This is a genomic window from Sphaerisporangium flaviroseum (assembly GCF_039537005.1).
In the GTDB taxonomy this organism is placed as follows: Bacteria; Actinomycetota; Actinomycetes; order Streptosporangiales; family Streptosporangiaceae; genus Sphaerisporangium; species Sphaerisporangium flaviroseum.
Genome location: NZ_BAAAZR010000001.1, coordinates 1 through 23359 on the forward strand (window position 1 = coordinate 1; position 23359 = coordinate 23359).

Annotated in this window: 20 protein-coding genes; 12 read left to right on the top strand and 8 right to left on the bottom strand. The window is 69.1% G+C overall.

Annotated elements, in window-relative coordinates:
• Positions 1-359 precede the first annotated feature (359 nt).
• Both ABD810_RS00005 and mgrA read left to right on the top strand, forming a co-directional pair.
• Positions 360-2444 (top strand): S9 family peptidase, encoded by a 2085-nt coding sequence (locus ABD810_RS00005; protein WP_344932572.1) that lies wholly within the window; start codon positions 360-362, stop codon positions 2442-2444.
• On the top strand, positions 2441-3448 hold the full coding sequence (gene mgrA / locus ABD810_RS00010) for an L-glyceraldehyde 3-phosphate reductase (RefSeq protein WP_344932574.1): 1008 nt from the start codon (positions 2441-2443) through the stop codon (positions 3446-3448). Before ABD810_RS00005 ends, mgrA begins: the two co-directional genes overlap by 4 nt.
• A 57-nt stretch (positions 3449-3505) precedes the next feature.
• On the opposite strand, the gene ABD810_RS00015 is transcribed toward mgrA, so the two are convergent.
• Positions 3506-6046, bottom strand: a complete 2541-nt coding sequence (locus ABD810_RS00015) for a lysylphosphatidylglycerol synthase transmembrane domain-containing protein (RefSeq protein ID WP_344932576.1) — start codon at positions 6044-6046, stop codon at positions 3506-3508.
• A 368-nt stretch (positions 6047-6414) separates the two neighbouring features.
• On the opposite strand from ABD810_RS00015, the gene ABD810_RS00020 reads away from it, so the two are divergent.
• A complete protein-coding gene (locus ABD810_RS00020; RefSeq protein WP_344932578.1) occupies positions 6415-8430 on the top strand; it encodes a molybdopterin-containing oxidoreductase family protein in 2016 nt (671 codons plus the stop codon).
• Between the two features lie 14 nt (positions 8431-8444).
• Here the strand turns inward: ABD810_RS00020 and ABD810_RS00025 are convergent, their stop codons facing one another.
• The 3 genes from ABD810_RS00025 to ABD810_RS00035 all read right to left on the bottom strand — a co-directional run bounded on the left by ABD810_RS00025 (position 8445) and on the right by ABD810_RS00035 (position 10674).
• The gene (locus ABD810_RS00025; protein WP_344932580.1) at positions 8445-8894 is read right to left on the bottom strand and encodes a GNAT family N-acetyltransferase; all 450 of its coding nucleotides are present in this window, start codon (positions 8892-8894) and stop codon (positions 8445-8447) included.
• A gap of 29 nt (positions 8895-8923) precedes the next feature.
• The gene (locus tag ABD810_RS00030) at positions 8924-10429 is read right to left on the bottom strand and encodes a recombinase family protein (protein WP_344932582.1); all 1506 of its coding nucleotides are present in this window, start codon (positions 10427-10429) and stop codon (positions 8924-8926) included.
• A 74-nt stretch (positions 10430-10503) separates the two neighbouring features.
• On the bottom strand, positions 10504-10674 hold the full coding sequence (locus ABD810_RS00035; protein WP_344932585.1) for a hypothetical protein: 171 nt from the start codon (positions 10672-10674) through the stop codon (positions 10504-10506).
• Positions 10675-11497: 823 nt separating this feature from the next.
• On the opposite strand from ABD810_RS00035, the gene ABD810_RS00040 reads away from it, so the two are divergent.
• From ABD810_RS00040 to ABD810_RS00070, 7 genes are all read left to right on the top strand, one after another.
• The gene (locus ABD810_RS00040; protein ID WP_344932588.1) at positions 11498-11698 is read left to right on the top strand and encodes a hypothetical protein; all 201 of its coding nucleotides are present in this window, start codon (positions 11498-11500) and stop codon (positions 11696-11698) included.
• 207 nt (positions 11699-11905) lie between these two features.
• Positions 11906-12358 carry a hypothetical protein gene (locus ABD810_RS00045; protein WP_344932590.1) on the top strand — a complete coding sequence of 151 codons (453 nt, stop codon included), beginning with the start codon at positions 11906-11908 and terminating at the stop codon, positions 12356-12358.
• A 230-nt stretch (positions 12359-12588) separates the two neighbouring features.
• Positions 12589-13140 (top strand): RNA polymerase sigma factor, encoded by a 552-nt coding sequence (locus ABD810_RS00050; protein ID WP_344932591.1) that lies wholly within the window; start codon positions 12589-12591, stop codon positions 13138-13140.
• A complete protein-coding gene (locus tag ABD810_RS00055) occupies positions 13137-14042 on the top strand; it encodes a hypothetical protein (protein ID WP_344932592.1) in 906 nt (301 codons plus the stop codon). Before ABD810_RS00050 ends, ABD810_RS00055 begins: the two co-directional genes overlap by 4 nt.
• A gap of 235 nt (positions 14043-14277) precedes the next feature.
• Positions 14278-15714: a hypothetical protein gene (locus ABD810_RS00060; protein ID WP_344932594.1), complete on the top strand. Its 1437-nt coding sequence runs from the start codon at positions 14278-14280 to the stop codon at positions 15712-15714.
• A gap of 117 nt (positions 15715-15831) precedes the next feature.
• A complete protein-coding gene (locus ABD810_RS00065) occupies positions 15832-17655 on the top strand; it encodes an acyl-CoA dehydrogenase (protein WP_344932596.1) in 1824 nt (607 codons plus the stop codon).
• Positions 17656-17942: 287 nt separating this feature from the next.
• On the top strand, positions 17943-18164 hold the full coding sequence (locus ABD810_RS00070; protein WP_344932598.1) for a DUF6458 family protein: 222 nt from the start codon (positions 17943-17945) through the stop codon (positions 18162-18164).
• Between the two features lie 31 nt (positions 18165-18195).
• Here the strand turns inward: ABD810_RS00070 and ABD810_RS00075 are convergent, their stop codons facing one another.
• The 4 genes from ABD810_RS00075 to pdhA form a co-directional block, all read right to left on the bottom strand.
• Positions 18196-18492: a Dabb family protein gene (locus ABD810_RS00075; protein WP_425566823.1), complete on the bottom strand. Its 297-nt coding sequence runs from the start codon at positions 18490-18492 to the stop codon at positions 18196-18198.
• 155 nt (positions 18493-18647) lie between these two features.
• Positions 18648-20063: a dihydrolipoamide acetyltransferase family protein gene (locus tag ABD810_RS00080; RefSeq protein ID WP_344932601.1), complete on the bottom strand. Its 1416-nt coding sequence runs from the start codon at positions 20061-20063 to the stop codon at positions 18648-18650.
• A gap of 8 nt (positions 20064-20071) precedes the next feature.
• Complete coding sequence (locus tag ABD810_RS00085; protein WP_344932604.1) at positions 20072-21046, bottom strand: alpha-ketoacid dehydrogenase subunit beta; 975 nt, start codon at positions 21044-21046, stop codon at positions 20072-20074.
• Positions 21043-22143, bottom strand: a complete 1101-nt coding sequence (gene pdhA / locus ABD810_RS00090; RefSeq protein ID WP_344932607.1) for a pyruvate dehydrogenase (acetyl-transferring) E1 component subunit alpha — start codon at positions 22141-22143, stop codon at positions 21043-21045. The genes ABD810_RS00085 and pdhA overlap by 4 nt, the downstream gene beginning before the upstream one ends.
• A 343-nt stretch (positions 22144-22486) precedes the next feature.
• On the opposite strand from pdhA, the gene purS reads away from it, so the two are divergent.
• Positions 22487-22732 carry a phosphoribosylformylglycinamidine synthase subunit PurS gene (gene purS / locus ABD810_RS00095; RefSeq protein WP_344932609.1) on the top strand — a complete coding sequence of 82 codons (246 nt, stop codon included), beginning with the start codon at positions 22487-22489 and terminating at the stop codon, positions 22730-22732.
• Positions 22733-22957: 225 nt separating this feature from the next.
• Positions 22958-23347 (top strand): ATP-binding protein, encoded by a 390-nt coding sequence (locus ABD810_RS00100; protein WP_344932612.1) that lies wholly within the window; start codon positions 22958-22960, stop codon positions 23345-23347.
• Positions 23348-23359 lie beyond the last annotated feature (12 nt).

The window sequence follows — 23359 nt, forward strand, 5'->3', positions numbered from 1 at the left end:
GCCCTCAGCCTACCAAGCCCACTTGACCGGAGCAAAACCGCGCCTTTGCAGACACTTGATATCCGACCCGCGAAACCAGCTAGCATTCAGGCCACCCCGTCTCCAGGGCAACCCCTCGAACTTACTCGGTCTACCGCAGCAACGCAAGCGGAGCTAGGTAGATCTTTTAGAGGGAGGGTCGGCGCACTGCCAACAAGCGCCCACGCGTCATCCACCAGAAGTGGATCAGCGGGGATGTTGGCCGAGCGATGCCGACGACAGAAGATTAGCAGGCTTCACGGGCGGCGGCGCACACTCGGAGATCTCGGAGACGCGTCACGCCAGTTGGACGCCCAAGGTCGAGTCATAGACTCGGCCAGGTGAGCAGCGACACGCCTCCCGTGGCGAAGAAGGTCCCGGCCGAACGCACTCATCACGGCGACACCGTGATCGACGACTACGCCTGGCTGGCCGACAAGGAAGACCCGGACACCGTCTCGTATCTGGAAGCGGAGAACGTCTTCACGCAGAAGCAGACCGAGCATCTCCACGAGCTCCGGGAGACGGTCTTCCAGGAGATCAAGGGCCGCACCCTGGAGACCGATCTCTCCGTCCCCACTCGCAAGGGCGGCTGGTGGTACTACTCCCGTACGGAGGAAGGCAAGCAGTACGGCATCCAGTGCCGGCTGCAGTCCATCGGGGACACCCCTCCCGAGCTCAAGCCGGGCGAGCCGCTGGAGGGCGAGCAGATCCTGCTCGACGGGAACGAGCTGGCCGGCGACAGCCCGTTCTTCGCGATCGGCACCTCGGCCGTCAGCCCGGACGGCACCCGCCTGGCCTACTCGACCGACTTCAGCGGCAACGAGCGGTTCACGCTGCGGTTCAAGAACCTCGAGAGCGGCGAGATCCTGAGCGACGAGATCTCGGGCATCTTCTACGGCGGCACCTGGTCGGCCGACGGCTCGGCGTTCTTCTACACGACCATCGACGAGGCGTGGCGCCCGTACCGCGTCTACCGCCACCTCGTCGGGACCGACGCCCAGGACGACGTGCTGGTCTACGAGGAGAGCGACGAGCGTTTCTGGGTGGGCATCGGTCTGACGCGGAGCGAGCGGTACCTCGTCCTGAGCGTGGGCAGCAAGATCACCAGTGAGGTGCGCGTCCTGGACGCCGACTACCCCACCGGGGAGTTCACCGTCGTGCGCCCCCGGCAGACCGGCGTCGAGTACGCCCTCGACCACGCGGGCGACCACTTCCTGGTCCTGCACAACGAGGGCGCGGAGAACTTCGAGATCGCCACAGCGCCCCTCGACGACCCGGGCACCTGGACCCCGCTGATCCCGCATCGCGAGGACACCCGCCTGCTCGACGTGGACGCCTTCTCCGACCACGTGGTGGTGCACTTCCGCCGCGACGGTCTCACCGGCATCCGCGTGCTGCCGTCGGACGACGAGCCGTACGAGATCTCCTTCCCCGAGCCGATCCACACCGCCGAGCCCGCTGGGAACCCGGAATTCCAGTCCCGCAGGCTCCGCCTGGCGTACGCCTCGATGGTCACGCCGCCCTCGGTGTACGACTACGACCTCAGCAAGCACGAGCTGATCCTGCTGAAGCGCCGGCCCGTCCTCGGCGGGTACGAGCCCGGCGACTATGAGCAGTTCCGCGAGTGGGCGGTGGCGGACGACGGCACGAGAGTCCCCATCTCCATCGTCGTGAAGAAGGGCACGGAGCGGCCCGCGCCGACGGTGCTGTACGGCTACGGCAGCTACGAGACGTCCATCGACCCGTCCTTCTCCGTGGCGCGGCTGAGCCTGCTCGACCGCGGCTTCGTCTTCGCGATCGCGCACGTCAGAGGCGGTGGCGAGATGGGCCGCCGGTGGTACGAAGAGGGCAAGCTCACGCGCAAGAAGAACACCTTCAGCGATTTCGTGGCCGCCGCGCGGCACATGAAGGAGTCGGGCTGGTCGAGCGAGATCGTGGCGAGGGGCGGTTCGGCCGGCGGCCTGCTCATGGGCGCGGTGGTCAACCTGGCACCCGAGGCGTTCGCCGGAGTGGTGGCAGAGGTACCGTTCGTCGACCCGCTGAACACGATCCTCGACCCGTCGCTGCCGCTGACCGTCATCGAATGGGATGAGTGGGGCGACCCGCTTCACTACTCCGAAGTCTACGAGTACATGAAGTCGTACGCCCCGTACGAGAACATCGACGACCGGACCTACCCCCCGATCCTTGCGATCACCAGCCTCAACGACACCCGCGTGCTGTACCACGAGCCCGCGAAGTGGATCGCCCGGCTCCGCGCCACCGCGCGCGGCGGCCCCTTCTTGCTGAAGACCGAGATGGGCGCCGGTCACGGGGGAAGGAGCGGCCGGTACGACGCGTGGCGCGAGGAGGCCTTCACCCTCTCGTGGATCGTCGAGCGGGCCGGCGCGAAGAAGACCGAGAGCACAGGAGAGACGCAGTGACGTATCTGGCATCGGACGACCGGTACAAGCGGCAGCCGTACAACCGGTCGGGCAGGAGCGGTCTGAAGCTGCCGGCGGTGTCACTCGGGCTCTGGCACAACTTCGGCGACGACAAGCCGATCGACACCCAGCGGGCCACACTCCGCAGGGCGTTCGACCTGGGCGTGACGCACTTCGACCTCGCCAACAACTACGGCCCGCCGTACGGCTCCGCAGAGAGCAACTTCGGCCAGATCTTCGCCCAGGACTTCCGTCCGTACCGCGACGAGCTGATCATCTCCACCAAGGCCGGGTACGACATGTGGCCCGGCCCGTACGGCGAGTGGGGGTCCCGCAAGTACCTCCTGGCCAGCCTCGACCAGTCGCTCTCCCGCATGGGGCTCGACTACGTCGACATCTTCTACAGCCACCGCCCCGACCCCGAGACCCCGCTCGAGGAGACGATGGGGGCGCTCGACACGGCCGTCCGTTCGGGACGCGCCCTGTATGCGGGCATCTCCAACTACACGCCGGCACAGACGCGGGAGGCAGCGAGGATCCTGCGCGAGATGGGCACGCCGCTGCTCATCCACCAGCCCCGCTACTCGATGTTCGACCGCTGGATCGAGGACGGGCTGCTGGACACCCTGGAGGCCGAGGGCGTCGGCTGCATTCCCTTCTCGCCGCTGGCACAGGGCGTTCTGACCGACAGGTACCTCGGCGGCATCCCGGGCGACTCCCGCGCGGCCCAGGAGAGGTTCCTGCGGGCGAGCCAGCTCACCGACGACGTGCTCCAGCGGGTCCGTGCGCTGAACGACATCGCGCGAAGCCGCGGCCAGTCGCTGGCCCAGATGGCCCTCGCGTGGGCGCTGCGGGACTCGCGGGTCACGTCCGTGCTGATCGGCGCGAGCAGCGTCGAGCAGCTCGAGGACAACGTGGCGGCCGTGGACAACCTGCGGTTCTCGGCGGACGAGCTCGCCGCGATCGAGAAGGAGATCGCGCAGCCGGGGACGCCGATCGTCTAGGCCTGCACGGACGGGAGGCCGGACCGGCCTCCCGCGGGCCTTCGCCTGCCGAAGGGGCTAGAGGGCGTTGTGCCGCTGCAGCCAGGCGAACGACGCCCATCCGGGAAGGACCGGAAGCCAGAAGGTCAGCAGCCGGAAGAGCAGTACCGCCGAGGTGGCGACCGTGCCAGGGAGCCCGGAAAGCGTCAGTCCGAGCGAGAGCGAGGCTTCGACCGCGCCCAGGCCGCCAGGGGTGGGCGCGGCGGAGCCGATGGCGTTACCCGCGAGGAACACCACGGCCACGGCGGTGAAGCTGAGCGAACCGCCGAAGGCGCGCACGCAGGCGTCCAGGCAGACCACGAAGGCGAGCGTCAGCAGCAGCGTGCCGCTGAGACCTTCGAGGATCTTGCGCGGCGACTGGAGCACGTCCAGCAGCCTCGGTATCACTCCGGAGAACAGCGGGCGGAGCCGAGCGGTGACCATTCGCCGGAACTGCGGCACCGCGAGCACGAGCAGGACGAGCACCGCCCCCGAGAGCAGGGCGATGACCAGGCCGCGGGACGGGCTCACCGAGGGCGCGGCCTTGGTGCCGGTGACGTAGCCGAAGAACAGCAGCAGCAGGATGTGGGAGCCGAGCCCGACGAGCTGGGAGGCGCCCACGCTGGCCACGGCGAGCCCGGGCGCGATGCCGCGCTTTTGCAGGTAGCGGGAGTTGATGGCCACGCCGCTGACCGCCGCGGGCGCCACGAGCTTGACGAACGAGCCCGCGAACTGCGCCAGCACCGTACGCCCCAGCGGCAGTTTCTCCGGGACGAATCCCCGGAGCATGACGGCCGCGGCGAGGTAGCTCACGCCGGCGGCGACGAGCGCGATCCCGCCCCAGCCCCACCTGGCCGAGGAGACGACCTCGACCAGGTTGACCCGGCTGAGCTGGGAGAGCAGGAAGTAGGCGGCCAGCGCGCTGGCGATGATCGTCACGAGCGTGCGGGGCTGGAACCGCTCCAGCCGCACCTCCTCGACCTCCACCTGCGGGGTGAGGGAGAGGATCTTCTCGCGGAGCTCCGGAAGCAGTTCCTTGTCCTTGCCGACCTCCGCGCGGGTGCTTCTGGTGAGGGCGATGCGCTGGAGCAGCGGCAGCGCGCCGGCGAGTGCCTGCTTGGGCATCACCCTCGACGCGCACGTGACAGAGCGCTCGGCGCCGACCCGGAGCGCGAGGTAGGTGAGGAGCTGGGCGATGTCCAGGCGCAGGAGCAGGTCGCCTGCCGCGATCTCGCCGCTGCGGGCGTCCATGAGCACGACGTCGCCCTCGCCGTCGACGTGGATGCTGTCGCCGGTGAGGCGGCGGTGGGCGAGGCGCTGTGCCTGGAGCAGCTCCACCTGCTTCCAGATCTTGATGAGCAGCTCGTCGTCCAGTTCCTCGTCGGGGACGTCTTCGAGCGCGCGGGTGTCGAGGTGCTCGTACGCCAGCAGCGCGGCGTCGGTGCCGATCTCGCTGGTGCCGAGCAGGCGGGGGGTGTTCACTCCGGCGGCCTGGGCGGCGTACGCCATCAGGGCCTCGCGCTCCAGCTCCGCGCGGAGCGAGCGGATGGCCCGGCGACGGGTCTCGGAGTTCAGCCGGATCCGGCGCCAGAGCCGGTAGATCACTCCGGAGACCTGGCGGTCCCTGTCGAGCACGGTGACGTCGAGACACCGCCCATCGGACATCGTCACGGCGTAACGGCGGCTGCCCTGGGCGTCGTCGGAAATGCGGCGCGCCCTGGCCGGGAGGAACGCCAGGCGGCGGAGGGCGGCCACGACGGCGCTTCCGGGCGGCCGGGTGTTGGGGCTGCCGACGACGTAGAGGGTGGCGTACCCGACGGCGAGGCCCACGAGATAGGTCACGAACACGCCGAGCGCGGTGGCCTCCGCCCCGGTGAACAGGGCGAACACGTCAAGCGCGATGGCCATCCACATCATGGCCCGCCAGGACGGGCGGCGGGAGATGCGCACGGCGGTGACGTAGGCCACGACCGAGGTGAGCAGGGTGTTGAGCGGCTCGACCTGGCGTCCTCCGGTGAGCAGCAGGCGCAGGTCGCCAGGACCGGCCACGGCCAGCCACTCACCGAGCACGAACGAGACGAGCATGCCGATGATCGCGGCGATGAGGCCTTCCGCGACCCGCAGGCCGTCACGGTGGAAGACCCGCTCGACCGCGAACGCCGCGGGTACGGCGAGCACGGCCGTGCCCGCGAGGAAGCTCGCCACCGCGATCAGCAGGTCGGGGGCTCGGCTCGTGCCGTCGGTGACGTCGGCCTCCAGGCCGTTGAGCGTCTGCTTGGCGACGAGCGCGAGCAGGACGACCGCGGTCAGCGCCAGCAGGGTGGCGAGGAACCGCAGCGCGTCGGAGGGCCGGCGGAGGCGCTGCGGCAGCAGCGGCTCGACGACGAGGACGACCGGATCGCCGGAGGCGGCACGGGAACCGTTCGCCGCGTCGGCACGGGGCCCGGGTCCGGGCTGGGTGGCGGGCTCCATATCCGCACGCGGGTAGCGCAGGACGTCCGCGTCGACGCGAGAGCCGGCCACGGAGACGTCTCCCCCCGCGGCCTCCTCTGCCTCGTCGCGTTCCCTTATGTCGGTCACCGCCGTCGTCTACGCACGTCTCGGGTCATACGATCATCCCTAGCCTCTGTTCATCAGTAATGGCGCGGAGGGAACCGTGCTCGGGCGACATCGCGTCGGCGCTCGCCCGCGTACGGCGCTCGCCTCCGAGGCCACGACGAACCGGTGCACCCCCGGCCATTCGCTGACACTCTACGGCGCGGTCGCCACGAACGGATCAGTCGGATGAGCCCTTATCCATGGTGCCGGTACGGACGGCCGCGGCGCATCGTCCGTAAGTATGGCCTGGTGGAGACCTCAGGTGGAGGGCGCGCGGCGTGGCCGCCTCTGGCGCCACCCCGTCCCGGGGGGCCATGACCGGTCATGAAGCGCCCCGGTAACGTTGGCCCATGACCCGTGAGCTGAACGTCCTCGGCGCATGCCCCCTGGACTGCCCGGACACCTGCTCCTGGGTGGTCACGGTCAAGGACGGCGAGGCCGTGCGCCTGCGCGGCAATCGTGATCATCCCTATACCCGTGGCGCGCTGTGCGTGAAGGTCAACCGGTATCTGGAGCACGCCGCGGCGCCGGACCGCATCCTCCATCCCATGCGCCGGGTCGGGCCGAAGGGATCGGGATCATTCCAGCGCATCACGTGGGACGAGGCGCTCGACGAGATCGCGCGGCGGCTGACCTCGATCGTCGACGAGTTCGGCGGCGAGGCGATCTGGCCGTACCAGGGCACGGGGACGCTCGGCTACATCCAGGGTGAGACGGGACAGGCCGGGCGGCGCTTGTGGAACGCGCTCGGGGCGTCGTACCACGATCTGAACATCTGCTCCCGGGCCGGCAACGACGGGCTGAGGCACACGAACGGCACGCCCGGCGGCATGGACCCGGAGACGTTCGCCCAGTCGAAGCTGATCCTGCTCTGGGGCACCAACACGCTGACCAGCGGTCACCACCTGTGGAAGTTCATCCAGGACGCGCGGGCCGCCGGGGCGCACGTCGTCGCGATCGACCCCATCAGGACCCGTACCGCCGACCAGGCCGACGAGTACCTCGCGATCCGGCCGGGCACCGATGCCGCGCTCGCTCTCGCGCTGATGCACGTGGTGCTGGACGAGGGCGCCGAGGACCGGGACTACCTGGAGAACCACACGACCGGCTGGGAGGACTTCGAACGAGAAATCCGGAAGTATCCCCCGGACGTTGCGGCTGAGATCACCGGGATTCCGGAGAAGGACATCCGCGCGCTCGGCGTACGGCTGGCGCACACCAGGCCCACCGGGATCCGGGCCACGATGGGCATCCAGCGGCACCGGGGCGGCGGCACGGCCATGCGGACGATCGCCTCCATCCCCGGCGTGACGGGCGACTGGCGGCATCCCGGCGGCGGGGTCGCCTACTCCACCAGCGCCCACGTCCCCATCCAGGCGGACACCCGGCCGGACCTGCTGGAGAAGCCCGTCCGTACGCTCACGATGACCCGCCTCGCCGAGGGCCTGGAGGACACCGGCGACCCCGTCAAGTGCCTGTGGGTCTACGCGGCCAACCCGATGGGCAGCACGTCCGACCAGAACCGCATCAGGAAGGGCCTGATGCGGGAAGACCTGTTCACGGTCGTGATGGAGCAGTTCCCCACCGACACCGTCGACTACGCCGACATCGTGCTGCCTGCCACCATGCAGATCGAGCACACCGACCTGCATGCCGGATACGGCCACATGTACCTGATCTGGAACGAGCCGGCGGTCGCTCCGCCCGGCGAGTGCCTGTCGACGACGGAGACGTTCCGCCGGGTTGCCCGCCGGCTGGGCCTGACGGAGCCGTCCCTGTACGACACCGATCTGGAGATCGCCGCGCAACTGGTGTCCGGGGACCATCCGGCGCTGGACGGCATCACGGTCGATCGCCTGCGCGAGGAAGGATGGGTCCGGCTGAACTATCCGGACCCGTTCGTCCCCTTCACCGAAGGATTCCCCACGCCGAGCGGCAAGCTGGAGTTCCCTCCCGAGGGCCGGGGCTACGTCGCGCCCTTCTCGGCGGCCACCGGCGGGCCGTACAGGCTGGCCATGATCACTCCGGCGGCCCACACATTCCTCAACACGGTGTTCGGCAACAATCCCGAGCTGAGGCGCCGCGCGGGAGGGCCGAAGATCCTGGTCAGCGAGAAGGACGCCGCCGACCGGGGGCTGAGCGACGGGCAGCGCGTCCGCGTGTTCAACGACACCGGTGAGATGGCCGCGCACCTGGAGGTCAGCGACCGGGTCGCCGCCGGCGTCGTCGCCACGACCAAGGGCCACTGGCCGAAGCTCAACCCCGACGGCGCCAACGCCAACGTCCTGGTCGGCGAGCACGACGCGGACATGGGCAGGGGCGCCGTCTACCACGACAACCTCGTGGAGATCGCGCCCCTCGCCTGAGCCCGGGTGGGCGATCAGAGGCTGAGCTTGAACCCGACGTGGGAGTCGACGAAGCCCAGGGAGGTGTAGAAGCGGTGGGCGTCGGCGCGGGCCCTGTCGCTGGTGAGCTGCACCATCCGGCAGCCCCGCTCCCTGGCCCTGTCGATGGCCCACCGCATCATCGCCCGGCCAAGGCCCATTCCCCGCGCGGAGGCGGCCACCCGCACGGCCTCGACCAGCGCCCGCTCGCCGCCCCTGCGGGACAGGCCGGGGATGAACGTGAGCTGCATCGTGCCGACGACCTCGCCGTCGACCTCGGCGACGACCAGTTCCTGCCGCGGGTCCGCGTCGATGGCTTGGAAGGCGGTCAGATAGGTCTCGTCCGAGGGGTCTCCCTCGCGTGCCGCGGCGATCGGATCGTCGGCGAGCATGGCCACGATCACGGGCACGTCTTCCCTACAAGCAGGACGAAAGGTCACAGACATGGCCAAAGGCTACTGGGGTCAGGGGAGGATCAGGGCTCCGACCCTGCCTGTTGTATGGGCACGACGCCCGTGATTCGCAGGCTCGGCTCGTGGTCGTTCTCAAGCACCGTGACCCGCACGTCCAGCAGCTTCAAGACCTCTGCCTGCTCGGCCAGACCCATGTTCACCAGCCTGGTGCTGGCTCGCTCCGACAACTCGATCAGGGCACGCATCCGCTCGGACTCCCCGTTGGCGTCCTCCACGCGGGCCGCCAGCTCAGCCCGCCGCCCCCTTAGCTCGGCCATCTCGTCGCGGATGCGATCGGCTGCCGCCTTGACCACATCGGCCGGAACGCCTTGCCTCAGGTACTCGGCGACCTCGTTCGTCAGCGCGTTTTCCAGCTTGGCCAGGTGGGTCGTGATCTGGTCCAGCTCGGACCGTTCGGCCTCAACCTGGTCGGCGCGGTTGGCGTAGTAGTCGCTGGCCAGCCGCAGCAGCCGTTCCGGTCGCCCCAGCAGGTCGCGCACCTCAGCCCACACCCGAGCGTCGATCGTGTCGGCCTTGATGTTGGCGCACGAGCACTTGGGCGCACCGGTCGAGTTCCAGCGTCGCCCCTTGCACCGATAGATCCGTGACCCGTCGGCCTGCCTGGAGACCCCTCCGTAAGACAGCCCGCAGGGGGACACCAGCCGCCCCCCTCCCAGCAGGAACTCGCGCTTCTGGCCAGCCACCCGCGTGTTGCGAGACAGCGCCTCTTGCAGGGCGACCCACCGCTCCTCGGTGATGATCGGCTCAACCTGGATCGTGATGGGGTCGCCGTACTTGCCGCTCGACTTCTTGCCGCCCCAGCTCAGCTCGCCGACCAGACCCCGGTTCTTGCGCAGCACGTCCCGAAGGTTGTCTTGGTGCCAGGGGTTGCGGTTCCGCTGCCGGTAGCCCTCGGCATTGAGTCGCTGGGCGGCCTGCCCCCTGGTCAAGCCCTCATCCACGATCCAGCCGACCACCAGGCGCAGCATGGCGACTTCGTCGGCGTTGTGCACGACCCGGTTGGTTCGTCCCCGGCCTTCGAGCCTGTAACCGTAAGGCAGCGCGCTCGGGCTCGCGGGCCACCTGCCTGCCCTGGCCTTGCCGTGCTGTCCCTCGGCCATTCGCCGCAGCAGCCTCCGACGTTCCCAGGCGGCCACCTGCCCGACGATGCCGTGAATCAGCTCGCCCTCCTCGGTGCGGTGGTCGGCTCCGCCCAGGTCCAGCGCGACGAGTTGAACGTCCAGCTCGGCCAGCTCGCGCATGGTCAAGATGCGTGCGATCTCGTCGCGCGCCAGCCTGTCAAGCTTGGACACCAGCACCGCCCCGACTGCGCCGTTAGCGCACAGCGTCAGGAGTTGGTCAAGCTCGGGTCGGCTGTCCTGTGTCCCGGTGAACCCCTCCCGGTAGACCTGCACGACCTCCCACCCTCGGCGGTCGGCCTCCTGTCGGCATTTGCGTACCTGCTCGTCCAAGCTGCTGCCGTCCACCTGGTGATCGGTCGACACTCGGGCGTAAATCGCTGCGCGCATTAACTGCTCCTGGGGGATAGCACGGCACCCCGGTTGCCGCGTCGGCTCCGGGGGTGCCGTTGTGGGGGTGGGGGTCAGGCACTGACGTTCTCGTCGGCGCGGGGAGCAGCCGCCTTGGCGGCCTCGGCCTGGGCGCGAGCCATCGCCTTGTCGCCCTTCTCCTTGAACCGCTTGGCCTGGTTGTCGAGCATCGTCGCGAGCTTGTTGCGCAGGGCGTCGCTCGCCTTGCCCGCCTCGGCCAGCACCTTGGCTCGGGTCAGCTTGGCCTCGACCTTCTTGGCGAGGTTGGAGCAGTGGCGCGCGTCGTGCCCGGGGCGGAACTTGCCCTTGCCGTTCTCGCCGCAGCCACACAGGCAGGGGTCGGCTCGGCGGCCTTCTTGGCGGGCTTGGCGGGGGCGGCAGTGGCGGGCTCGGCGGTCATTGGGGGCTCCTTCTGAGGGTGTTTCCGGCCTATGTGAAAATCAAATCATTTGCGAATAGTCTCGCATAAGATTTGCTTTAATCACGGCCTTGTTGCGAGGTTGAAGATTCCAGTGTCAACGATCACCCGACCGAATCCGGCATATTCGTTGGGCAGCTCAACGAGCCACTCCCCCGCTCGTCGGTCGCCTCGAATGGGGGGCGGTAGCCGAATAGCTCCTGCAGGGCTTCGCGGACGCCTTCGACGTCGCTTACTGGAATTCGGGTATAGCCCCAAGAGCCCGAACCCGCCTCTTTTCTGTCATATATCCAGCGAAACACTGCGATTTATCCGCCACAATTACTCCCGTAATAGGAGCCTTTTCGCAGAGTGAGCCCGGGGTGAGCCACCCCCTATGCCAGGGGGCTGCCCCCCGCCTGGCGTGTTTCCGGAATGCCTCGGGCTCAGGGGTGGCTCACCCCTGGCTATGGGGGTGGCTATGGCCTCTGACCGGCCAGGGCGTGTTCTCGTGGGCCACCGCGCACCGTGCCCCGTGCGGGGCCTCCGGGGGGCTCTGAAGCCGGTGACCCCCCAGGTCGAGATCGAGATCGAGGGCCAGACCTCACCGTGGTTGAGTTCCTCTGCCCCCGCTCGCCTACCTGGCTCGGGTGTTCAAGGTCGGCTCCAACGACGTCCAGGATGCGTACCTGACGATCGACGTCGACGATGCCTACGACTGGCTCGGCGAGAACATCGGCGAGGGCTTCTACGGCGACATCGCGGTCTATGACATCTCCTACGCGCGGACCCGCCAGCCCTGGCTGGTCAAGACGCTGCCCGGCACCCGCAGGGCCGTGCCGCCCGGATAGGTCTCGGAGGCTCTCGGAACCCCCTCGGACAGCACGAGAGCGCCAGCAGGGCCGTACGTGCCCCCTGGCGCTCTCGTGGTCTCCGAGACGCCCCCGTGCTACGCGGCTAGTGTGAAGGGGAGCCCGACCGCCCCTGACAACAGCCGGGGTAGAAACCAGGGTTCTTCCCCGATGTGCCGACCCCGTCACCCAGGGCAGTCTGTAAGCATGAACGAACTGACTCGGCGCGACGAGATGTCGCTCGCCGGCGCGGCCCTGCGGGGAGCGCCTTGGAAAGCCGCGGCGATCACAGGTGGGGCGACCGCGGCGATCAGCTTTCTCATGGGGATCATCCTCCCTGGTCCTGCCGACCTGACATGGGCGCTGTGCCTGGGCATCAGCGTCTTCAGCCTCGTGGCCTCCGTCGGTGCGGTCAGCAAGCCGAACGTCGGCGACCGCGTGACCCGGCAGGCCCGCCTCTGGTCGCTGCGGCATCCATGGAGGTTCGCCCTCTACCCCGGCATCGCGGCCGCCATCGTGATGTACCCCGTCCAGCTCGTCTTCGACCAGGAAGGCGTGTTCGGCGCCGCCTGGGACGCCCTGTGGGGCGGCGCGCTGGTCTACCTGATGGCCGCCATCGCGGCGGTGTCAATGAAGGGGAGGGCCCAGTCGGCCCGATGACACGGTGAGCGAAGATCGGCCGCATCCTGGGTGTCCCGGGATGCGGCCGATCCTCGTCTCCGGCCTGCCAGGCCGCTGAAGCCGGCCCCGGCGCAGGGCCGGTTTTCTGGTTTCAGATCAGAATTCTCGTACGAACCCTGAAACATCGCGTGATACCCGGACATGTGTGGAGACGAGCGGCTCTCCTGACCAGGCTGAGGGGAGCGGTCCCCCATCGGAAGGAAAGCGGCGTGGGCCCACCCGACCCCAGGCAACGCTTCGAGGAGATCTACGTGGCCCACTACACGGACCTCCTCGAGTACGTCCGGCGGCGCACCCGCTCCGCCGATGACGCGGCCGACGCCATATCCGAGACGTTCACGACGGCGTGGCGGCGCGTGCACGACATCCCCGAGGGCGGGCAGGCCCGGCTGTGGCTGTACGGCGTCGCCCGGCGGGTCCTGGCCAACCAGCGCCGCGGCGAGTCACGGCGCAGCGCGCTGGCCGTACGGCTCCGCGCGGAGCTGGCCGCCTGGGACGAGGACCTGCCCCGCCAGGAGGCCGACGTGATCCGCGAGGCCTTCCAGCGGCTCAGCCCGGACGACAGGGAGCTTCTGTCGCTGGTGAGCTGGGAAGGCCTGGACACCGCGCAGATCGCCACCGTCCTCGGCTGTACCCGGGGAGCGGTGCGCCTGCGCCTGCACCGCGCCCGCAAGCGCCTGGCCAGGGAGCTGGACTCCGCCGACCTCGACCTCGTCCGGTACGGCTCGCGTGCCGCCGCGCTGGTGAAGGGGCAGCCGTGAACACCGACATCGACCGCTTGGTCGCTTCGATCGCTCCCGAGCCCGGCCCGGGAATGACTCCCGGGGCGCGCGAGCTGCTGGACGAGATCACGACGGCCACGGCCGCCGATCCCCGGGGCCTCGCGCCCCTGCGCGCGGCGAAGGCGTGGCACCGGGGGCTTCTGGGCGCCGGGCCGCGTTCGCGCTGGCGCGTGGTCGTGCCGCTGGCCGCCGTCGCCATCCTCCTGAGCTGGGTGGTACCGGATGGGCTCGGCATCGGGGCACGACCGGCCTCGGCCACGCTCGACATCAGAGAGAAGGGTGATTTCTACGTCATCACCGTCAAGAACCTGTATGCCGATCCGGAGCGTTACCGGCGAGAGCTCGCATCGCGCGGCCTGAAGATCGCCATCCGGCTGGTGCCGACCGACCCGAGGAGGGAGGGCATGCTGTTCTTCGTCGTCGCCGAGGACCCCGCCACGAGCTGGAACAAGGGGACGCACGTCATACCCGATAGCGACGACGTCTTCGCCCTTGCCGGGAAGGAACCCTGTGACGGCGCGCCCAGGTGTCAGGTCGGAGTGAAGATCCGGATCGGCTACAAGGGTCCCGGCGAGATCGTGCTCGGGCGCAGGGCCCGCCCCGGCGAGGATTACCAGGCCCCGCCATCGCTGATGTCACCCGGCCAGCCGCTGCACTGCGTCGACTTCGTCAACGACAGGGTGCCGCACGTCCTCCGGCTGCTGTCGAAGCGCGGTGTTCACAAGGTGAGGTTCTCCACCTATAGCGGCCTACGACAATCGGTGCCCGATTCGTGGTACGTCCACGACGGCGTGATGAGCTCGGCCGATCGTGCCCTGATCCTGGTCGATCCCACGCCGCGTCCCCACCCCGTCAACGTCGCCGAAGTCTGCCGCTGGTAGATCCGCGGGCCGCCGGCCGCGGTTCGCCGACGGCGGCCCCCGGAGGGCGTACCTGGTCCGGCCGGGCACTGACGGGCCCTTCGCCGTCCCCCACCCCGCTCTGACCGCTCCCTGCCCAGAGCCGTCCTACGGCCGGGCGTGAGATCCCCCTGCTCGATGGGCGACCCCGCGCGCCCATCATCGCTCACCCTTCGCGTACGAGTCATGACATATCGTCATATCCTGAGGAACCGCCGTGCTGATCGAAGCCCTCCGCTCGCCCGCTCTCCGGCCCCACCCCATCGGGTCCGCCCTCCGTGCTCACCGGCTCTTCGTCGTGGTCCTCTGCCTCGCGGCGGCGCTCCGGGTGGTCACGATGCTGGGCTACCGGCCGGCGCAGCTCTACTGGCCGGCGCAGCTCTACTGGTACGACTCCTTCACCTATCTGGACGTGGCCTCGCACCTGCGGCCGTCCCTGGGGTTCCACCCAAGCGGGTACCCCTTGCTGCTGTGGGCGCTGCGGCCCTTCCACAGTGTCGCCGTGGTCGTGGGAGTGCAGCACGTCATGGGGCTCGCCACGGGCTTGATGATCTACGCGGTGCTGAGGCGCCGGTCCCTGCCCGCGTGGGGAGCGTCGCTCGCGGCGGTGCCCGTCCTGTTCGACGCGTCGTTCCTGCGGCTGGAGACCGGTGTCCTGTCCGACACGATGTTCATCTTCCTCGTGGTCGCCGCACTCACGGCCCTGCTCTGGTCGCCCCGGCCGTCGCTCACGGCATGCGCCGGCGCCGGGACGCTGCTCGCGCTGGCCACGCTGACCCGTACGATCGCGCTTCCCCTTCTCGTGCTCGTGCTGCTCTGTCTGGCCGTACAGCGCGTGGGCCCGCGCCGGTTGGTGGCCCTCTCCGTCGCGGGAGCGCTGCCGCTTGTCGCGTACGCCGGCTGGAACGCCCAGGTCAACGGGAAGTTCACGCTGACCGGCGGGGAGGGCGTCGTGCTGTGGGCGCGCACGATGACGTTCGCCGACTGCGCCGTGATCAGGCCGCCGCGCGCCGAGGCGGGGCTGTGCCCGAACGGGGCGCGCCAGGACGCGGCCTCGGAGTACGTGTGGGATCCCGACGCCTCCCTCAACCGACTGCCCGGCGGCCGCGACGGGAACAACGACCTGGCCCGGTCCTTCGCCCTGCGCGCCATCCTCGCCCAGCCACTGGACTATCTCGCCGACGTGGCCCGCGACACCGCGCTGACCTTCGCCTGGACGCCTGTGCCGCACCCCCGGCGGACGACGCCCGCCTTCGGCTTCGCACGGGGGCAGTGGGGGCTGCCGGACCATCCGCTCGTCCAGAAGGTGCGCGAGGAGTACGACCCCGGCGTGCGAGGCCTGCGGTCGGTCGACCCGTACGCGGGATTCCTGATCGCCTACCAGTACCCGGCGTACCTGCGGGGCCCGGTGATCGCGGCCATCCTCCTGCTCGGCGGGCTCGGCGCGGTGGCCGGGCGGCGCTCGGCGGCGCTGCCCTGGGGGGTGGCGATGTTCCTGTTGGTGGGCCCGGTGGCCGTGCTCGACTTCGACCATCGCTACGTGCTTCCGGTGATCCCGGTGGCCTGCCTGGCCGCCGCGCTGGGAGCGGCCGAGTTGGCGCCGGTCCTGCGCCGGCTCCGGAACCGGACCGTGGCGCAGCCCTCAGGTAATTAGTGGTGAATGCCACCTTCACCCCGTTTTCTAGGGGTTACTCACGGGTAGCATTGGAGGTAAGGTTACTGACGAGTACGTTCTAAAAGCCGCGTGCCTGGTTCGAGGAGACGCACAGCCATGGGCCACTACAAGAGCAACGTCCGCGACCTGGAGTTCAACCTCTTCGAGGTGTTCGGTCGCCGCGAGATCCTCGGGACCGGGCGGTTCGCCGAGGTGGACGAGGACACCGTGCGAAGCGTCATCGACGAGGTCAACCGCCTCGCCACCGGTGTGCTCGCCGACTCCTTCGAGGAGGGTGACCGGACCCCGCCGGTCTTCGACCCCGCCACCTCCTCGGTCACGATCCCCCCGAGGTTCAAGAAGTCCTTCGAGACCTTCCGGGACGCGGGATGGACCAATTTGGACCTGCCGGAGGAGCTCGGGGGCCCCGGGCTGCCGCGTAGCGTGACCTGGGCGCTGGCCGAGATGATCCTCGGCTCCAACCCCGCCGTCTGGATGTACGCGAGCGGTCCCGCCTTCTCCCACGTGCTCCACGTGATCGGCACGGAGGAGCAGAAGCGGTTCGCCACGCATGCCATCGAGCGGCAGTGGGGCGCGACGATGGTGCTGACCGAGCCGGACGCCGGCTCGGACGTGGGCGCCGGCCGCACCAGGGCCATCGAGCAGCCGGACGGCACCTGGCACATCGAAGGCGTCAAGCGCTTCATCACCAGCGCCGAGCACGACCTGGCCGAGAACATCTTCCACCTGGTGCTCGCCCGCCGCGAAGGCGCCGGCCCCGGCACCAAGGGGCTGTCGATGTTCCTGGTGCCGAAGTACCACGTCGACATCGAGACCGGCGAACTCGGCGAGCGCAACGGCGTCTACGTGACCAACGTCGAGCACAAGATGGGCCTCAAGGCCTCCACGACCTGCGAGCTCACCTTCGGCGACAAGCACCCGGCGATCGGCACGCTGATCGGCGGCGTGCACGAGGGCATCAAGCAGATGTTCATGATCATCGAGCACGCTCGCATGATGGTCGGCACCAAGGCGATCGCCACCCTGTCCACCGGCTACCTCAACGCGCTCGCGTACGCCAAGGAGCGCAAGCAGGGCGCCGACCTGACCCAGATGACCGACAAGACCGCTCCGCGCGTGACCATCACCCACCACCCGGACGTGCGCCGCGAGCTCATGCTCCAGAAGGCGTACGCCGAGGGCATGCGGGCGCTGGTCCTGTACACCGCCACCTTCCAGGACGCGGTGCAGCTCGCCGAGTTCGAGGGCGTCAGGGACCCCGCCGCCGAGGCGATGAACGACCTGCTGCTCCCGCTGGTCAAGGGCGTCGGGTCCGAGCGGTCGTACGAGATGCTCTCCCGGTCGCTGCAGACCCTGGGCGGCTCGGGCTACCTCCAGGACTACCCGATCGAGCAGTACATCCGGGACGCCAAGATCGACTCGCTCTACGAGGGCACCACCGCGATCCAGGGCCAGGACCTGTTCTTCCGCAAGGTCCTGCGCAACCAGGGCGCCGCGCTCGGCACGCTGCTCGGCGAGATCAAGGACTTCGCCGCCTCCGACGCCGGCAACGGCAGGCTCAAGGAGGAGCGCAAGCTGCTCGACGAGGCCGCGGACGAGATCAAGGCGATGGCCGACACCATGGCCGGCTGGGCGATCGGGTCGATGGAGAACCCCAAGGACGTCTACAAGGTGGGTCTCAACACCACGCGCTTCCTGATCGGCCTCGGCGACCTCGTGATCGGCTGGCTGCTGATGCGCCAGGCCGAGGTGGCGCTGAAGTCTCTGGGCGAGTCGGAGCGCGACAAGGCGTTCTACACCGGCAAGGTGGCCGCGGCCTCCTTCTTCACGCACACCGTCCTGCCCCGCCTGTCCGCCGAGCGCCGCACGCTGGCCGCCACCGACCAGAGCTTGATGGACCTTCCCGAAGAGGCCTTCTGACGCCTGTGCCCGCGCGGGTCCTGCAAGGGGAGTGAAGCCGGAACCGGCTTCGCTCCCCTTCTTCGCGTCCGTGTCGGGCCCCGTCGTGCCGCGGCGTTCGGCGCCGTCGCGACCATTCCATCGTGGTCGCGCTGGGGTGGTCGATCGTGCTCATCGCCGTTTTCTTCCTCTGGCGGTACGGCGTTACCGCGCGCTTGCGGGCTGAATCGGTAGTGTGAGCGCTCGCGGCTGGGTATTACCCTGCCGCGAGCCGCTCTTTACCTGAACATCGAGTCCCGGAGGTCTCCATGGGCATCGGGGTCAGCATCTTCTTCCTGACCATCGGGGCGATTCTCAGGTTCGCCATAGACTCCGACGTACTCGGTGACAGCGTGCACATCCATGTCATCGGCGTCATCTTCATGATCGTCGGTGTTGTGGGGCTGGTCCTGAGCTTCCTCCTCATGTCCCGCCGCGGCCAGACCTCCGACAACGAGCTTCAGCACCGCGAGAACCCGCCCCCGGTCTGACCTCCTACGTTCCCGGCCAGGGCCGCGGCGGCTAGAAGGCGTACTGCACCGCGGCCCGTTCGGCGAGGATCGGCTTGATGGCGTCGGCGATCACGGCACGGTGCACCGGGTGGTCGCGATAGACGAGGTAGTCCTCCACCGAGTCGAAGTCGGCCACGACCGCGAACTCGTGGTTGCCGGGGTTCACGCCCGCGTCGGAGCCGATCTCGTAACGACGGATCTCCGGGATCGCTCCCGGCAACTCCTTCAGGGCGGCCTCCACGGTGGCCTTCTGCTCATCGGTGGTTCCCGCGACCCAGGTGAACAGCACGACGTGCCGGAACATCATCTCTCCTTCGCTTGCCAGAGCCGCCAGCGTACGGCCCGTCGCCGGCACCCGTGGCAGGTGGCCCGCGACTCCACCGTGGAGCGTCCTTCACGTACGGAGGGCCGGGGAGGAAACCCTCCCCGGCCCGGCCGTCGGCGAAGCCCGCCCCGGCGGAGCTAGCTCCAGGCGAGCATGCGCAGCGGGTCCTGGAGCATCGCGCCCACGTCACGCAGCACGTACGAGCCGATCTCGCCGTCCACGATCCTGTGGTCGAACGACAGCGCCAGCGTCGTCACCTTGCGCGGCACGATCTGCCCGTCCACGACCCACGGAAGGTCGCGGATCTGGCCGAACGCCAGGATCGCCGCCTCCCCCGGGTTCAGGATCGGGGTGCCGGCGTCCACGCCGAAGACGCCCACGTTGGTGATCGTGATCGTGCCACCGGTCAGGTCGGCGGGCTGGGACCGTCCCGACCGCGCCTTCTCGGTGAGCTCGGCCAGCGCCTTGGCGAGATCGGGCAGCGACAGCGCGTGCGCTTCCTTGACGTTCGGCACGATGAGCCCGCGCTGCGTGGCCGCGGCGATGCCGAGGTTCACGTAACGCTTGACCACGATCTCGTCGCCGGTCCACGTGGAGTTGATCACCGGGTACCGCCTGACGGCGGTGATCAGCGCCTTGGCGACCAGCAGGAGCGGCGACACCTTCACCTCGGCGAAGTCCGGCAGCTCGCGCAGCCGCCGTACGGCGTCCATCGTCGCGGTCACGTCCACCTGCAGGAATTCGGTCACGTGCGGCGCGGTGAAGGCGGAGGCCACCATGGCCGCCGCCGTCGCCTTGCGGACCCCCTTGACCGGGATGCGCTCTTCCCTCTCCACCAAGGCGAGCCCCGCGTACCCGGGCGCCGCGGAGACCGCGCCCGTGGCCGGCTCCGTGGCGGCGTGCACGTCGTCGCGCGTGATCGAGCCGTTCGGCCCGGTCCCGGTGATGGAGGCGAGGTCCACACCGAGGTCCTTCGCCAGCTTGCGCACCGGCGGCTTGGCCAGCACCTGCGACCGCCCGCCCTGGGCGGGAACGGCGCCGGCCGCGGGCGGAGCGACGGCGGCCCGCCCGGCCGGCGCGGCGGCGGGGGCCGTGCCCGACGCCGAAGGCGGGACGGTGGGGGTCTTGCGGACACGGCGGGTCGTGGCGCCCAGCTTGACGCCGTACCCCACGAGAACCGGCTGGCGCTCCGGCTTCTTGGTCCCGGCGCCCTCGGCGGGCAGGGACGGGACCATGTCGTCGGCCAGCGCCGTCGCCCTGGTCGTCGCGGTGGCCCCGCCCGTGGCGCCCTCACCCGTGGCGGCGGGGGCGTCCTCTCCGGTGTCCACGGCGATGATCGGCTTGCCGACGTCAACCGTCTCGCCCTCGGCCGCCATCAGCGAGCTCACCACGCCCTCGAAAGGACAGGGCAGCTCGACGACGGCCTTGGCGGTCTCGATCTCCACGATCGTCTGGTTGATCTCCACCCGGTCCCCGGCCGCGACGTGCCACTTGACGATCTCGGCCTCGGTCAGCCCTTCACCGACATCGGGGAGCTTGAACTCTCGAAGCACAGCTCCTCCTAGAAGGCGAACGTACGGTCGACGGCGTCGAGCACGCGGTCAAGGTCGGGCAGGTAGTGGTCCTCCAGCCGGGACGGCGGGTAGGGCGTGGAGAAGCCCCCGGCCCGCAGCACCGGCGCCTCGAGGTTGTAGAAGCACGCCTCGGTGATCCTGGCGGCGATCTCCGCGCCCAGCCCGGAGTAGACGGGCGCCTCGTGGGCGATCACGCACCGGCCGGTCTTCCTGACCGATTCGAAGATCAGCTCGGTGTCGAGAGGGCTGAGCGACCGCAGGTCGATGACCTCCAGCGAGCGGCCCTCGTCCGCCGCCGCCGTCGCGGCCTCCAGACAGGTCTTCACCATCGGGCCGTACGCGAGCACGGTCACGTCGGTGCCCGGCCGCACGATCTGGCCGCGGTCGAACGGCAGCGGATCGGCGTCCTTCTCGACCTCGGCCTTCTCCCAGTAGCGGCGCTTGGGCTCGAAGAAGATCACCGGGTCGTCGCAGCGGATCGCCTGCTGGATCATGTGGTACCCGTCCACCGGGTTGGAGCAGGCCACGACCCGCAGCCCTGCGGTGTGCGTGAAGTACGCCTCGGGCGACTCGCTGTGGTGCTCGACCGCTCCGATGCCGCCGCCACACGGGATGCGCACCACCACGGGAAGCCGGAGCTTGCCGAGCGAGCGCAGCGGCATCTTGGCGAGCTGGGTGATGATCTGGTCGGCGGCCGGGAAGACGAACCCGTCGAACTGGATCTCGCACACCGGGCGGTAGCCGCGCAGCGCGAGCCCGATGGCGGTGCCGATGATGCCCGACTCCGCGAGCGGGGTGTCGATGACGCGGTTCTCGCCGAAGTCCTTCTGGAGCCCGTCGGTGACGCGGAAGACCCCGCCGAGCTTGCCGACGTCCTCGCCCATGACGAGGACCTTGGAGTCGTCCTCCATGGCGGTGCGCAGGCCCTCGTTGATGGACTTCGCCAGCGTGAGCGTGGTCATCGGTCGCCCCCCTCGAAGGTCGCGAGGTAGGCGGCGTACTGCTCCCGCTCCTCGGCGAGAAGCGCGTGGGGCTCGGTGTACACGTTGTCGAAGATGTCCAGAGGGTGGGGATCGGGCATTTCCAGGCACCGTTTGCGCACGTCACGGCCGAGGTCGGCGGCCTCCGCGTCGATCGAGTCGAAGAACTCCTGATCGGCGAGCTGGTTCTTGAACATGTAGGCCTTGACCCGCTCGATGGGGTCCTTGAGCTTCCAGGCCTCCAGCTCGCCGGCCACCCGGTAGCGGGTCGGGTCGTCGGAGGTGGTGTGGGCGCCCATGCGGTAGGTGAACGCCTCGATCAGCGTCGGGCCCTGTCCCTCACGGGCGTTCTTCAGCGCTTGGCGGGTCACGGCCAGGCAGGCGAACACGTCGTTGCCGTCCACGCGGATGCCGGGGAAGCCGAAGCCGCTGGCCCGCCGGTAGAGGGGGATCCTGGACTGCTTCTCCAGCGGCTCGGAGATGGCCCACTGGTTGTTCTGGCAGAAGAAGACCACGGGCGCGTTGAAGACGGAGGCCCAGATGAACGCCTCGTTGACGTCGCCCTGGGAGGTGGCTCCGTCGCCGAAGTAGACGATCGTCGCGGCGTCGGCCCCGTCGCGCTGGATGCCCATCGCGTACCCCACGGCGTGCAGGGTCTGGCTGCCGATGACGATCGTGTAGAGGTGGAAGTTGTGCTCCGCCGGGTCCCAGCCACCATGGTTGACGCCACGGAAGAGACCCAGCAGGTTCACCGGGTCGACGTCGCGGCACCAGGCCACGCCGTGCTCACGATAGGTGGGGAAGGCCATGTCCGCGTCGGTCAGGGCGCGCCCCGACCCGATCTGCGCGGCCTCCTGGCCGAGAAGGGATGCCCAGATCCCGAGTTCCCCCTGACGCTGGAGGGCTACGGCCTCCATGTCGACGCGCCGCACCAGTACCAGGTCGCGGTAGAGCCCGCGCACCTCTTCCGGTGTCAGGTCGATGTCGTAGCCGGGGTGCTCGACGCGCTCGCCCTCGGGGGTGAGCAGCTGTACGAGCTCGGGGGATGCCTCGGAACCACGAGAGGCGTCGAATGTCACGTGCCACTCCTGTGCGTTTGGGGCCGTGCTGATGGGATCGCCATCCACGGTCGGCCGGTTAACCCGCATTCGCACCTTCTTGTGGCGGTACGCCTGCGTTTGGGGACATCGTGGCAGATGTCACAGGCCACTGCGCAAGGCCGAACACCGTCTTGTCCACACTTCTCCCGTTCCCGATGCGCCCTGGTGCACACCCGTCCGGAACCCCAGGTCCGCGGAGCGGGCCGAGGACGCCCTGACCTGCCGCCACCGTTAGGCTGGTCCCGCCGGACCAGGTCCCGCCGTGCGCGACCGGCGGCCCGGCCCGGTCCGCCGGATCTGTGGCACGAACAGGGAGGAACACGTGGCACGCGTCATCGTCGACGTCATGCTCAAGCCGGAGATTCTCGATCCGCAGGGGCAGGCGATCGCCCGGGCGCTCCCCCGGCTCGGCTTCTCCGGCGTCAGCGAGGTACGGCAGGGCAAGAGGTTCGAGGTGGAGATCGACGGTCCCGCCGACGAGGCCGCACTTTCGGATGTCCGGAAGATGGCCGAAACCCTGCTGGCCAACACCGTGATCGAGGATTACTCTGTCCGCGTGGAAGGCTGAGGGCACGGGTTTCCACCTCCCCAAAGCTTCGCAAATCACCGCAAAGAGAACTTGGGACGGACCAGAAAGCAAGCGTCTGACCAACACTAAATAACAACAGCGTGATTTTGCGGTTAGCCCTGATTCTTCGGGGAAACCTCCCCAACGTGACTTTCGGCGCCACGGAGGGGTCCGGTGGATATTGAGTTCTCGTTGGCTCTGCCTCGGGATGCGGTAGGCATCCCGATGGTCCGGCGTGTGCTGGGGGACACCCTGCGCTGCATCGGCGTCACCGAAGACTGTGTATCCGACATGCTCCTCGCCACCTCGGAGGCCTGCGCCAACGCCGTGCGGCACGGCGGCCCCGCCAAGCGTTACGAGGTGACCGCGGCCATCGGCCACGGCCGCTGCGAGCTGCGCGTCGTCGACAACGGCCTCGGTCTCGGAGCGATCCCCAAGCAATATCCCCCGGGCGACGACGAGCACGGGCGCGGCATCCTCATCATGCAGTCGGTCGTCGACGAGATCTCCTTCGACATCACGCCCGGCAGCGGCACCACGGTCTTCCTCCGCAAGGAGCTCGACTGGGACGAGGACCACCACGCCTGCCACGAGCGCATGCTGGCCGCGGTCTGACCTCGCGCATCC